The sequence below is a fragment of the Pseudoalteromonas sp. P1-30 genome (assembly GCF_001400005.1).
GTDB classification, from domain to species: Bacteria; Pseudomonadota; Gammaproteobacteria; order Enterobacterales; family Alteromonadaceae; genus Pseudoalteromonas; species Pseudoalteromonas atlantica.
This window is the reverse complement of record NZ_LKBC01000002.1, coordinates 135,830-149,164: the sequence shown is the minus strand read 5'-3', so window position 1 is coordinate 149,164 and position 13,335 is coordinate 135,830. Positions and strand designations below refer to the sequence as shown.

Sequence of the window (13,335 nt, the reverse complement as noted above, 5' to 3'; positions counted from 1 at the left end):
GCAAAATTAGCGCACTAAAAACGAGACGAATTGTACGGGCTTTTACCTTTAAAGTAAAAGTGATGAGCGAGTTATACCTCTACTCCCGCCTCATCGCACTGAACTATATCGGTTTCTGTAAGTGCTTGGGTTATCCACTTTTGCAAAACAGGGCAACGCATCACAAAATCACAATACTGCTGCGCCGCTGGGGATAAGGTAATCTGGTACGTTTTTAAACGAAGTACAATGGGGGCGTACATCGCATCGGCAATACTAAAGTCGCCAAAAAACCATTCATTAGGAAACATATCTTGCTGCTGGGAAAATATCTCATCAATACGTTGAATATCTTTTAGTGCAGCACTTGATAGCGTTACTTTACGTGTGGCTCTTATATTCATCGGCATTTCGTTTCTCAGTGCCATAAAGCCAGCATGCATTTCAGCGCTTAATGCGCGCGCTGTAGCTCGCTGAGTAATATATTTAGGCCACCCTGCTCCCGATAAATGGGCATCGTTAATATATTCACAAATTGCGAGCGAGTCCCACACCTGCAAATCACCATCAATTAACGCCGGCACTTTTTGAACGTGGAAGTGTTGTTTTAGTTCGTCGTAAAAGTCACTGGTGTCGAGCACAAGCTGGGTTTCGTCAAACGGGACATCAAATTTACTCATTAAATACCATGCGCGTAATGACCAGCTAGAATAGTTTTTATTACCGATAAATAATTGCATTTTGTATATACCAAAGTGAATAGGCTTCCCTACCTTACTAGGTGATTAAACAACCAACAACACTTTGTTTTTTATTCTTAATGCTAAATTTAAAGCCTCTAAAATAAACAGTATTACTATCAATTAGCTAACTGCGCATTTAAATGTTTTTTTAATAAACGGGTATTGCGGGTGTTGGCTTTAAAAAAAGCATCAAATATATCGCCAAAAAATGGCACTAAGCCGCCTACAAAATCAATCAGCATATTAATGATCATCTTCGTTTTTATGCGTTTACTTACGCCTAATCGCTGCGCCTCTACCAGTACATAGCTTGATAAAATAAGCCCTGCAGCATCCCCTATTACGGGTATTAAGCCAATCACCGCCTCTAGCCCTATGTTAAATTTAGTAAAAGGGATGCCAATGCTGCTGTCTGTAAGCTTACTAAAGCGCTCTAGCCTTGCTATAGCAGCTTGGGTTTCAAGGTGTGTGTTATCGTGCTTATTATCGCTCATAATTACTCTCCTCCTTAAAACAGTATATAGCGCAAACTTGAACAACCCCTGAAAGGCTTAAAAGCAAATTACAGGCACAAAAAAACGCGGTACTCCGCGCTTTTTTAAATATTAACGGTTAAACAGAGCCGTTAATTGGTCCATGTTCGTGGTTAACATGTGGGTTTTGCCCGCGCTGGCGCAGTAAATGGTCCATTAAGGTAATGGCCATCATTGCCTCAGCAATAGGAATCGCACGAATACCAACGCACGGATCGTGACGCCCTTTGGTGATCATCTCCACTGCTTCGTTTTCAGTATTAATGCTTTTACCTGGAATAGTGATACTTGATGTAGGCTTAAGCGCAATAGAGGCAATAATATCTTGCCCTGTAGAAATACCAGCAAGTACGCCACCCGCGTGGTTTGAGGTAAAACCTTCAGGGGTTAACTCATCGCGATGCTCTGAGCCCTTTTGCTCTACTACATCAAAGCCATCACCAATTTCAACGCCTTTAACGGCGTTAATGCTCATTAGTGAATGCGCAATTTCAGCATCTAATCGGTCAAATACAGGTTCGCCTAACCCTACAGGTACATTGCTCGCCACTACCTTAACTTTAGCGCCTATAGAGTCACCTTGCTTTTTAAGGTCTCGCATGTACTCATCAAGCGCTTCTAGCTTACTTGCATCAGGGAAAAAGAATAAGTTGTTTTCAACTTCATCCCAGTCGTAACTTTCGGCTTTTATTGGCCCAAGTTGGCTTAAACATGCTTTTACTTCAATACCATGAAACTGCTTTAAGTATTTTTTAGCAATTGCGCCTGCCGCTACACGAATTGCGGTTTCACGCGCAGAAGAGCGACCACCGCCGCGATAATCGCGCAGGCCGTATTTGTGCCAGTAAGTATAATCGCCATGACCTGGGCGAAACACATCTTTAATTTTACCGTAGTCTTTTGAGCGTTGATCGGTATTTTCGATAAGTAAGCCAATGCTGGTACCTGTGGTTTTACCTTCAAAAACACCTGAAAGAATTTTTATCTGATCGTCTTCTCGGCGCTGCGTTGTATAGCGGCTTTGCCCAGGTTTACGACGGTCTAAATCAATTTGTAAGTCAGCCTCTGTGATCTCAAGGCCTGCGGGAGTACCATCTACAACACCGCCTAGGGCAACGCCGTGGCTCTCACCAAAGGTGGACACTTTAAACAACTGCCCTATGCTATTACCTGCCATTAACTTTCCTCATTCCTAATGACTACAAAAGTTGCCGAGCATACGCTCGGCCTAAAATTTATTTTGCAAAATACGTATCAAGCTGCGCTTTGCTTATTACAAATACACCTAAGCCGCCTTGCTCAAACTCAACCCACTCAAATGGTGCACCCGGATACAAAGCATCCATATGTACCATAGAGTTACCAACTTCTACAAATAACAAACCGTTATCAGTTAGGTGATTGCTAGCATGCTCTAAAATAGTACGTGTAACGTCTAAGCCATCATGCCCAGATGCTAAACCAAGCTCAGGCTCATGATGAAATTCTCGTGGTAAATCAGCCATGTCCTCAGCATCAACATACGGTGGGTTGGCTACTATTAGGTCATACTTTTGCCCTGGCACTCCACTAAATACATCTGACTGAATAGGCAGTACACGGTCACTTAGCATATAGTCATTTATATTTATATCTGCTACTTCAAGCGCTTCATACGAAATATCAACCGCATCTACTTGCGCCGTTTCAAACGCCTGAGCAAGCGCAATAGCAATACAAGCAGAGCCTGTGCATAAATCTAAAATACGGTTAACGCTTTGCGGCTGCTCAAGCCACGGTGAAAACTTATTAGCAATAAGTTCAGCAAATGGCGAGCGCGGAATAAGCACACGCTCATCAACATAAAATGGCATGCCCGCAAACCAAGCAATGTTTGTTAAATAAGGAACCGGCGTGCAGTCGTTTATACGCTCTGCGATTAACCCTGCTAGGCGGTTTTTTTCTGTGCTTGTTAACCGCGCATGCATTAACTCTTTGGGGGCATCAATAGGTAAACTTAGTGCGGGAAGTAATAAGCTAACTGCTTCATCCCACGCGTTATCTGTGCCATGTCCAAAAAATATTCCACTACTTGCAAATTGGCTTGTAGTCCAGCGTAACCAGTCATGTAACGTTGACAGTTCTGCAACAGCTTCATCAAGTGTTGCTTCTTCTATTTGTAAATCACTCATATTTTTTACCTGTTTTAGCTAACTGACTGTTTTGAGTCTTTGCGACGATTGCATTGCCTAACTGTGCTGAGCAAATTACAATTGCCCCTCACCTTTATATTGTACCGCCTTTTGCGCTGCGTTTTTACGTTTTTTTGTTTAGGTAAAATTTATGAAAAAAGACATCTCATCACAATCGTCCCTAAGCAATGACGACATTGACCTTTTTCGCCAAACAATTACAGGCGCTAAGGTGTTTAAACAAGATACCCATAGGTTTGATACAAAACCTAAGGTGTCACAAGCGAAGCAATTTGCCCAGCAAAAAAAGCAGGTTGAGTCTGAATTTTTCTTCTCTGACGAATATATTCCCGATATAGACACAAATAGCACCATTAATTACGTGCAAAATGGCCACGACTCTTTTTTAGCAAAACAGTTGCGACGCGGCGACTATCCGCCCGATTTAACACTCGACCTGCACGGGCTTAATAAAGAACGTGCAAAAGATGAACTTGCGGGACTTATTCACGAGTGCAAAAAACAGCATTATTACTGCGCGTGCATAGTGCATGGCATTGGCGAGCGTGTTTTAAAACACAAAGTACCGCAGTATTTGGTACAGCACCCCGATGTAATTGCCATGCATCAAGCACCGCTAGAATACGGCGGGCGCGGTGCCGTGCTGATTTTAATTGATTTACCACAAAGCGATGAGTTTAGACGCTAATTAAAGGAAGAATACGTGCAAATTTTTTCGATTATTTTTCCCTTAATTTTTATTGTCGCACTGGGCTACACCTGTTGTTATTTTAAGTTTTTTAATCAGCAGCATATTGCCGGCTTAAGTAAATTTACTTTTTATGTGAGCTTACCCGCCTTTTTAATGCTCAATATGTCGCAAATAAATTTGCATCAAAGTATTAGCCTCGAAGCATTTTTAAGCTTTTATATTCCTGTATTAGCGGTATTTGCTTTGGGCATACTTATTGATAGGTACTATTTAACTAAACAAGCCAATGCTGGAAATTATCAACAGCATAGTGTGTTTGGTCTTGCCGGTAGCTATTCAAATATGGTGTTAGTAGGTATACCCATTGTTATTGCTTCACTTGGCAAAGACATGATTGCTATCGCCTTTATGATCATCACATTTCATAGCACGCTGCTTTTTGCGTTAACTTATTTAATAGGCGCGAAAGGAAACACAGCTGACTTCTCGTGGGCAAAATTTGCTAAAAACATGGTCCTTAACCCTATAGTGTTAAGTATTGGCTGTGGATTACTTTTAAATGTGTCGGGAATTACATTATTTGCGAATTTAGCCAATGCCTTAGAGCTACTCGCCAGCCCTGCTATTGCATGTGCTTTATTTGTGTTAGGCGCTAATTTGGTGTTTTATAAGGTGGCAGCAAATTGGCAGCCGCCCCTTATTTCTTCACTGTTAAAAATACTGATTTTGCCTGCTGCTGTGTGTGTAGCAGCTACGTGGGTGTTTGTACTAGATACGCAAATTCGTAACGTACTGGTATTGCTAAGCGCCTCGCCTGTTGGCGTTAATGCGTATTTAATTGCAAGCCAATTAAATACGCATCAAGTTACGCTCGCCGGTGCAGTGGTGCTTTCAACGGTGCTTAGTGTTGTAAGCTTTTCGTTTTGGCTTGCAGTGCTTTTATAAAATCGCTTATTTAAGTGCGGCCACTACCGAAATTTCTACTAATAGCGCATCGCGCGCCATTTTAGCTTCAACACAGGCGCGTGCTGGTGCATAACCTTCTGGCACCCATGCATCCCATACAGCATTCATATCGGCAAAATATTCCATGCTCTTAACGTAAATAGTTGCGCTTAGCATATGCTTTTTAGAACTCCCCGCCTGCTCAAGTAAGGCCTCTACTTTGTCGAGCATAGTTTGCGTTTGCTCTGTAATGTTTTGCTCTGCATCGCTGCATACTTGTCCGCATAAATAAACGGTACCATTATGTTTAACTATACGGCTCATGCGCGCACCCGTTTCAAGGCGTTCTATACTCATTATTATCTCTTTTCTCTATATGTTGGCAGGCGCGTTAATATTTACATATTCACTGCGCTGTGATGTTTCGTCATACTGAATTACAGCAACCGCTGCGGTGTTAAAAATAGGCATATTACCCGGGCTGAGCTGATCAACTATATAGCTCACAATAGGCATATGGGCGACCACTAACCAGGTATTACACTGAGGATGCATGGCAATAAGTGTTTCTAAATAATCAGCTGCTATTTGTGGCTTTCCCTCGGGGATTATGTCGCTACAGGTTTCACTAAATTTAAATACATTGTTTTTTTCAACTTCTTTAGCCGTTTGCTGCGCGCGCGAGTAAGGACTTACCAATAACGCATCAACAGAAAAGTGTTTGTGTAGCCATAAGCCCATTTTTTCTGCTTCTGCATGGCCTTTCGGTGTTAGGTTTCTTGCTGCGTCGTTAGCTTGCATCGGTGTCGCTTCGCCGTGGCGCATAATTAAGATTGTTTTCATAAAAAATCAACCGATTAATGAATATAAAACAGTAGCCAGTTTGCCCATTTGTCCGCTATATTAACTATTATTCCAAAGAATAATTCTCTCATGATATTCAGGTAAATCTTTTCGCTATTTTTTCGCTGTCCTGAAGCTATCATCTGTTGTTAACAAGTAAACGTCTAGTTTCAGGAGCATCATTTGAATATCAGCCGCAATGATAACAGAGCATACCGCGCCATTACACTCGACAATGGGCTAAAAGTATTATTAGTGCAAGATAAAGATTCAACTAAAGCCGCTGCTTCTATGGCCGTTAACGCTGGCCATTTTGATGACCCCCTTGAGAGGCAAGGCCTTGCACACTTTTTAGAGCATATGCTTTTTTTAGGTACCGACCAATACCCTGATTCTGGAAGCTTTAATAATTTTGTGTCTCAATCGGGCGGGAACACCAACGCCTGGACCGGCACTGAGCATACGTGCTATTACTTTGATATTAATAACCAAGCCATTGAAAAAGCACTTGCGCAATTTAGCCGTTTTTTTATTGCCCCATTATTAAACCCAGCTGAAACCGAAAAAGAACGTAATGCCATAGAGGCTGAGTTTAAATTAAAAATAAAAGATGATGGGCGTCGTATTTATCAGGCTCATAAAGAAACCGTAAACCCAGCCCACCCCTTTGCTAAATTTTCGGTGGGTAATTTACATACCCTCGCCGATAGAAAGCGCTGCATAAGTGACGAGTTAAGAGATTTTTTTAATAAGCACTATCAAGCGCAGTGGATGACACTGGTAATTTGTGCCAACGAACCGCTTGATACACTCGCGCAGTGGACACATTGCTATTTTAGTGGCATTAATGGCCATAAAGGTGCGCTTAAAGCCCCTATTGAGGAGCCATTATATCGCGCGCAAGATATTGGCAAAGTACTGCACATTGAACCACACAAGCACATGCAAAAACTCATTATTAGTTTTGCTATGCCAAATATCGATGACTTTTATCGCCACAAAACCGTCAGCTTTATAGCCCATTTACTCGGCTACGAAGGCGCAGGCTCGTTGTACTCAATTTTAAAAGAACAAGGGTGGATTAACGCACTTTCTGCCGGCGGCGGTATAAATGGCAGTAACTTTAAAGATTTTAACATTAGCATGGCGCTTACCGATGAAGGCATTGAATACTTTGAAGACATAATAGAAATTGTGTTTGAGTATATTTGCCTAATCAACGATAACACCGACAAACTACCACGCCTGTATCAAGATAAAAAAAACCTGTTACAAATTGCGTTTGATAACCAAGAAAAATCGCGCTTAATTGATTGGGTAAGTAACCTAAGCATTAATATGCAGCACTATGACGAAGCTAACTATGTGCAAGGCGATTACTTAATGGAGGGCTTTAATAAAGCCACTCACGAAATGGCGATGCAATGGCTTACCCCGCATAATATGCGCTTAGTACTTATTCATCCAGGCGTAGAGGCAGAGCACACCACCGCGTGGTACAACACCCCTTACAAAGTTGAGCCAATTTCGCCGCATTGGCTGGAGTCGCTTGCGCATATAAATAAACCGCTGAGCACTATGCTGCTGCCGACAGCAAACCCCTATTTAACAAAAGAAGTGGTGCTATACGAAGTCGAAAAACCTCAAACCAAGCCTTTACTGTTAGTTAAAGAGCCAGGGTTTGACTTTTGGTTTAAACAAGACAACACCTTTAGAGTGGCCAAAGGTCATTTTTATTTAGCAATGGACTCGCATTTTGCAGTAAAAGATGTAAAGCACATGGCATTAACGCGCCTTTTTAGTGATTTATTTATGGACAGTGTTGGCGAGCAGTTTTACCCCGCAGAATTGGCAGGTTTAAGTTATCATTTAACCTCTCATCAAGGCGGGCTTACGTTGCACACCGCTGGGCTATCGACTAGTCAGCTAGAGTTGGTGGAGCAATTACTTGATGCGCTATTTAATGTTGATATTTGCGCGCGCCGCTTTGCCGAATACAAAAAGCAATTGGTAAGGCACTGGCGCAACAGCAACCAAAATAAACCGGTGAGTGAATTATTTAGTGTGTTAGGTGCCAAAATAATGCCATGGAACCCACAACCCGACGAGTTAGCCACTGCACTTAAAAATACGTGTTTTCAGCAGTTTAACGAATTTAGAGCCGATTTTTTTAAAGCCCTACATGTTGAGTCGTTTTTACACGGTAATTGGCAACAAACAGACGCGAAGGTATTTCATAAAAAAGTGGCAGAGCATTTAAAAAACGCCACGGCTATTGAAGATTTAACACGCCCGCTGTACGAGATAGACCAAGTGACTCGCTGCGAACTTGAACTGTCATGCAGTGATAACGCCATGGTCATTTACTACCAAGCACAAAGTGCAGAAGTGGATGAAAAAGTTAAATTAATGGCACTTAATCATATAATTAACCAAGACTATTTTAACGAGCTGAGAACCACACAACAGCTAGGTTACTTAGTTGGCTCTGGCTATGCGCCATTTAACACCCGCGCCGGTATTGCTTTTTATATTCAATCACCAAAATTTGAAGCTCAGACTCTACTGCACAGGCATAATCATTTTGTAAGCCAATTTATTGCTAACCTAGACTCCCTGGATGAAACAACATGGCAGCAGCATAAACAAGGTTTGACAACTCATATTGCTGAAAAAGATAAAAACTTACGGTTACGCTCACAGCGCTTTTGGCTGGCAATAGGCAATAAAGATCATGACTTTCATATGCAAAAACGCCTGCTAGAGGCACTGCACGCCCTCAGCCTAGAAGAAATGAAAAGCTATGCCACAGCTACTTTTTCTAAAGATAGGCCAAGGTATGAGTTATTAAGTAGCGCAAAAGTAAATAAATCGCAAAAAATGCCGCTTTGCTCGCAATCTCTTTGACTCTGCAAGTGGCATGATTTAAATTATCATTTGTTAATTAGTAGTAATAAAACAAATGATAAAAATAACAACAATAAAATGTGGTTTTTACTGGTTGCTGCTAAGCCTAGCACCCGCAGCGGTTGCCTTTGAACACGCCTTTAATATAAATACCAACACCGTTTTAATTATTGCCAGTGCCCTACTTGCGCTGGCTTTGCCATACCTATTATTTGTAATTTATAAATTAAAGCGCTCTCGGTTACAGCACAGCCTCTCGGAAAAACGCTTAAAAAGCACGGTTGAAGGCAGTGGCGATACGCTTTGGGATTGGAATATAAAAACAGGCGAAGTTATTCGTATTAACGATAAATACATGATGGATTCAACAACGTTAATGGGTTTTCCGCCAAATAAAAGCTTGATCCACCCACACGATATTGCCTCAGTAGAGCATTTATTAAAAAAACACTTTGCTCAAAAGTCTGCTTTTTTTGAAGCCACTTACCGTATTAAAGACACCTTTGGCCACTGGCACTGGGTATTAGACCGCGGAAAAATAATAGAAAAAGATGCCAACTTAGCGCCACTGAGAATGACCGGCACAGTGCGCGATATTTCAGTGTTAAAATCAACACAAGAGCGCCTCAATTTATTTGCTAAGTGTGTAGAATCACTCACTGATGCACTTGCTATATATGATAAAAACTTTAACTTAGTTGATATTAATCCCAGCTTTTTAACGCTTTTTGGTGGCGTTAGAGAGCAATATCTCAAAAAGCCTTTTAACTTACCTGGTTACGATAAAAGCTACACAGAAAACATTAAAAATATAGTGCGAGAGCGGGAGCGAATTCAACAAGAGGTAAAACTGCGCAATAGTGAGCGAGTGTTACTGCCCATAGAGATTTCTATTGATGAGATAAAAAACGATCAACACCAAATAACAAACTATGTAGTGGTTTATTCAGATTTAACCGAACGTAAAAATGCACAATCGCAACTGCATAATTTATCAAATAGAGACCGTACGACCAGTTTACCTAACAGAAATTTATTTTTTACCGACCTTCAAAAGCTAGTAAAACAAAATACCCACCATGCCCTTTTGGTATTTGATTTAGATAATTTTAAAAAGATTAATGATTCATTAGGCCACCAGCTAGGCGACAGCCTATTAGCAAAACTGGCTATGCGATTAAATAAATTAACCCGTGAGAATGATGTTTTTTACCGCTTAGGGGGTGATGAATTTGCCTTAGTTATGGCAGATACTAATGATATTCATGTTATTACTCGTATGGCAAAGCAATTTTTAGCTGCAATTGCGACCCCATTTAAAATGGCAGGCCACGAGCTCGCTATTACCTCAAGCGTAGGCATAGTGTTATTCCCTGAAGATGGCAGTACGCCAGAGCTACTATTAAAAAACGCTGATACCGCAATGTATCATGCTAAAAAGAAAGGTAATAGTTACCTGTTTTTTAACGACACCATGAACCGCCAAGCGGTTAAACGCTTACAAATAGAAAACCTAATGCGCTTTGGTCTAAAAGAAAACCATTTTGAAGTGTATTACCAACCAAAAATGAATATTCGCACAGGTAAACTTACCGGAATGGAAGCATTAGTGCGCTTTATAACCCCTAAAAAAGGCGTTATTAGCCCCGGTGTATTTATTCCTATTGCAGAGGAAACCGGGCAAATAATAGAAATTGGTGAAGTGGTTTTAAACAAGGCGTGTCGCGATGTAAAACAATGGCTAGACGATGGGCTATTTAGCGGCCGCGTTGCAGTTAACTTATCGGCTAAGCAGTTTAGCTTGCCAGATTTAACGACCCGTATTGACGTGATATTGCAAAAAAACGAGCTACCTTCTTACTTTTTAGAGCTAGAAATTACCGAAGGCACGGTAATGGACGACCCACAAGAAGCCATTGCAATTATGCGCTCGCTAAGTGCCCGTGGTATTCATTTAGCCATGGACGATTTTGGTACAGGCTATTCATCTTTAGCGTACTTAAAACAATTTCCGCTGAATACCTTAAAAGTAGACAAAGCATTTATTGATGACATGAAAACCGAACGTGGCCGCAACATGGTTGACTCTATCGTGACGATTGCGCAAAACCTCGATTTACATGTGGTTGCTGAAGGTGTGGAGCAAGCAAGCCAAATTGACATACTCAAAACACTAAATTGTGAAACCGTACAGGGCTACTTCTATTCAAAACCGCTTTCAAAAGATGAATTTACGGCCTTTTTAAAGCAGCAACAAAGCAACTCTACGCCAAGCCTTATTAGTGCTAATAAACATTTAGCGCAAATAAGGTAATGTTACGGGCGCCATATACACGCACCAGCTCCTACGTTGCGTATAAAAGCACGCCTGTAATGCAAACCAAATAAGCAGCATGCGCCAGGGCCTATTAGTGCCCCTAATAAAATCCACCGTTTAATTGGCATACCTTTTTTAAGCGCTTGAACATAAATGACCAAAGCACATAGAGCGTTAATAAAAACGAAAAGCAAACATCACCCCAACTGAGCTCAAAACAACGCTGCGCATTTTAACGGCATATAACACACTTTTAAAGCAGCAGATTTGATAAGCCAATGAGTCGCCATTTTAGCTATCAGCGCATATAAATTAAGTATTGATGCAAATTACTATTCCCTAGTTTAAAAATTTAGGCATAAAAAAAGCCGGCATAGCGCCAGCTTTCCAGCTTTATTGTATAGCTTGGGTTACTTTTCAGCGCGACCCATAAATTTGTGCTCAACCGTATTAATACGGATACGGTCGCCCGTAGATATATGCTCAGGCACCGAAATGGTTAAACCCGTGCTTAGGCGTGCAGGCTTAGAGCGTGCACTGGCAGAAGCGCCTTTGATTGAAGGGTCTGTTTCTTCAACAACCAGCTCTACGCTTGATGGCAAATCTAAACCTACAGGCGAGCCATCAATTACAATAACGTGTACGCCTTGCGTTTCTTCGTTAACGAATTGAATTTCTTCTGCTATCGCCTCTTTGTTTAAGTTATACGGCGTGTAGTCTTCATTATCCATAAACACGTATTCATCGCCATCAATGTAAGAAAGCATTGCTTCGCGGCGAGTTAAATCTGCTAGGGTTAGCATGTCGCTGTCTTTGAAGGTTTCGTCTACTTTTGCACCTGTTACTACATCGTATAAACGCATACGGTACAAACTACCGCCTGCACGGCCTTGTGGAACTGAACGTACAATATCTTTAACTACCAACACGCGATTATTAAACTCAATCGCGGTTCCTTTTTTAACTTCACTCGCCTTTGGCATGGGGGTTTTCCTATTATTTTTTTGATTGCCAGAAACATACCACGAACTGGGTATTGTTCAACTAAAAATACGTTAATTTAGGGCTGCATTTGATATAGACTTGCAAATTTTTAATTTAAAACTAAATACCTATAATCAAAAGCGAAAAAAACTGCTATGGTATCTCTACCGAGTATGACTTCAAGGATTGGATCATGGACCAAAACACAGTACATGAGTATTTAGTAAAGAAGCCCTTGGTGCAAGTGACAAAACCATTTGCTCAAGAGGTTGATGTTTATAAAGTAAATCATAAAATGTTTGCCACCCTTGCCTTAGGTAATGATGGAGACGTTAATGATGATGGAGATCCTATTTGGTGGCTTAATTTAAAGTGCGATCCCGATGAAGCACTTAAATTGCGTGATATTTTTCCTGCGGTGATCCCTGGCTATCATATGAACAAGCGGCTTTGGAATACGGTGATATTAGATGGCTCTATTCCACAAGGCGAAATTGAAAGAATGATCGATAATTCGTTCAAATTAGTTGTTGAGAATATGCCAGAAAAAGACCGTAAAGCAATTGAAGCACATCTATAGAAACCACCATCACGGGCTAGCTTGCTAGCCCTATTTGCTACAATTTTAATGTGTATATTAAATCATCATAACGTGTATTATTAATAGTGTGCGCTTGCGTATTAATGCCAGTTAACGTTAATCCACACTTTTGTAATACCTTTTCAGACCCTATATTCCCCTTTGTAACCACGGCTTTAAACTGTGTAATACCGCATTGTTGCCATGCCCACTCAATCACAGCACGCAATGACTCACTGGCAAAGCCTTGATTAAAATACGCGGGTAAAAACAAATAGCCTAGCTCAGCTTGCTCAAGTCCGTATGTAAACCCCGTTACACCCATGGGCTCATTTGAATACTTATCAAATACCACAAGGCAAAGTGGATGAGTAGAAGTGCTATCCCAGCTTTTTAAACGTTGTTCAAAGCGGCTGCGTACAAACGCTTCGCTGGGCATATCGTAGCAATAACGGATCACGGTAGGATTTTGATGTAACTGCAAAAATAATGGCCAATCACTGCTTTGAAGCGGGCGCATTGCCAATCGTGCTGTAAACAACTGCATAATGGTTTACCTCGTATCTGCTTAGCTGCAAAATAAGCTAACATACTTTATAGCAAGCCACTTAATTATAAGAC

Annotated in this window: 13 protein-coding genes; 5 read left to right on the top strand and 8 right to left on the bottom strand. The window is 41.2% G+C overall.

Annotation, left to right across the window (positions count from 1 at the left end):
* Window positions 1-71: 71 nt before the first annotated feature.
* From AN395_RS04160 to prmB, 4 genes are all read right to left on the bottom strand, one after another.
* Complete coding sequence (locus AN395_RS04160; protein WP_054982195.1) at window positions 72-719, bottom strand: glutathione S-transferase family protein; 648 nt, start codon at window positions 717-719, stop codon at window positions 72-74.
* Between the two features lie 119 nt (window positions 720-838).
* A complete protein-coding gene (locus tag AN395_RS04155) occupies window positions 839-1,216 on the bottom strand; it encodes a DUF4112 domain-containing protein (RefSeq protein WP_004587292.1) in 378 nt (125 codons plus the stop codon).
* Window positions 1,217-1,334: 118 nt separating this feature from the next.
* Window positions 1,335-2,432 carry a chorismate synthase gene (aroC, locus tag AN395_RS04150; RefSeq protein WP_054982194.1) on the bottom strand — a complete coding sequence of 366 codons (1,098 nt, stop codon included), beginning with the start codon at window positions 2,430-2,432 and terminating at the stop codon, window positions 1,335-1,337.
* Between the two features lie 58 nt (window positions 2,433-2,490).
* Complete coding sequence (prmB, locus tag AN395_RS04145) at window positions 2,491-3,426, bottom strand: 50S ribosomal protein L3 N(5)-glutamine methyltransferase (RefSeq protein ID WP_004587294.1); 936 nt, start codon at window positions 3,424-3,426, stop codon at window positions 2,491-2,493.
* 151 nt (window positions 3,427-3,577) lie between these two features.
* Here prmB and smrB point away from each other — a divergent pair, with 151 nt between their 5' ends.
* Window positions 3,578-4,135, top strand: coding sequence for an endonuclease SmrB (smrB, locus tag AN395_RS04140; protein WP_054982193.1), 558 nt, complete (start codon window positions 3,578-3,580; stop codon window positions 4,133-4,135).
* A gap of 15 nt (window positions 4,136-4,150) precedes the next feature.
* Window positions 4,151-5,083 (top strand): AEC family transporter, encoded by a 933-nt coding sequence (locus AN395_RS04135; RefSeq protein WP_054982192.1) that lies wholly within the window; start codon window positions 4,151-4,153, stop codon window positions 5,081-5,083.
* A 6-nt stretch (window positions 5,084-5,089) separates the two neighbouring features.
* Here AN395_RS04135 and AN395_RS04130 read toward each other — a convergent pair whose 3' ends face one another.
* Together AN395_RS04130 and sixA are read right to left on the bottom strand one after the other, a co-directional pair.
* Entirely contained in the window at window positions 5,090-5,440 is a 351-nt protein-coding gene (locus tag AN395_RS04130) for a RidA family protein (RefSeq protein WP_004587297.1), read from the bottom strand.
* 15 nt (window positions 5,441-5,455) lie between these two features.
* Window positions 5,456-5,926, bottom strand: coding sequence for a phosphohistidine phosphatase SixA (sixA, locus tag AN395_RS04125; protein WP_004587298.1), 471 nt, complete (start codon window positions 5,924-5,926; stop codon window positions 5,456-5,458).
* Between the two features lie 183 nt (window positions 5,927-6,109).
* On the opposite strand from sixA, the gene AN395_RS04120 reads away from it, so the two are divergent.
* Together AN395_RS04120 and AN395_RS04115 are read left to right on the top strand one after the other, a co-directional pair.
* Window positions 6,110-8,833: an insulinase family protein gene (locus tag AN395_RS04120; protein WP_054982191.1), complete on the top strand. Its 2,724-nt coding sequence runs from the start codon at window positions 6,110-6,112 to the stop codon at window positions 8,831-8,833.
* 55 nt (window positions 8,834-8,888) lie between these two features.
* The gene (locus tag AN395_RS04115; protein ID WP_024031884.1) at window positions 8,889-11,147 is read left to right on the top strand and encodes an EAL domain-containing protein; all 2,259 of its coding nucleotides are present in this window, start codon (window positions 8,889-8,891) and stop codon (window positions 11,145-11,147) included.
* 413 nt (window positions 11,148-11,560) lie between these two features.
* Here AN395_RS04115 and yeiP read toward each other — a convergent pair whose 3' ends face one another.
* The gene (yeiP, locus tag AN395_RS04110; RefSeq protein ID WP_004587302.1) at window positions 11,561-12,133 is read right to left on the bottom strand and encodes an elongation factor P-like protein YeiP; all 573 of its coding nucleotides are present in this window, start codon (window positions 12,131-12,133) and stop codon (window positions 11,561-11,563) included.
* A 194-nt stretch (window positions 12,134-12,327) separates the two neighbouring features.
* Here yeiP and AN395_RS04105 point away from each other — a divergent pair, with 194 nt between their 5' ends.
* Window positions 12,328-12,714 carry an MmcQ/YjbR family DNA-binding protein gene (locus tag AN395_RS04105; protein WP_004587303.1) on the top strand — a complete coding sequence of 129 codons (387 nt, stop codon included), beginning with the start codon at window positions 12,328-12,330 and terminating at the stop codon, window positions 12,712-12,714.
* A 37-nt stretch (window positions 12,715-12,751) separates the two neighbouring features.
* Here the strand turns inward: AN395_RS04105 and AN395_RS04100 are convergent, their stop codons facing one another.
* The gene (locus tag AN395_RS04100) at window positions 12,752-13,261 is read right to left on the bottom strand and encodes a GNAT family N-acetyltransferase (RefSeq protein ID WP_054982190.1); all 510 of its coding nucleotides are present in this window, start codon (window positions 13,259-13,261) and stop codon (window positions 12,752-12,754) included.
* Window positions 13,262-13,335: the final 74 nt, after the last annotated feature.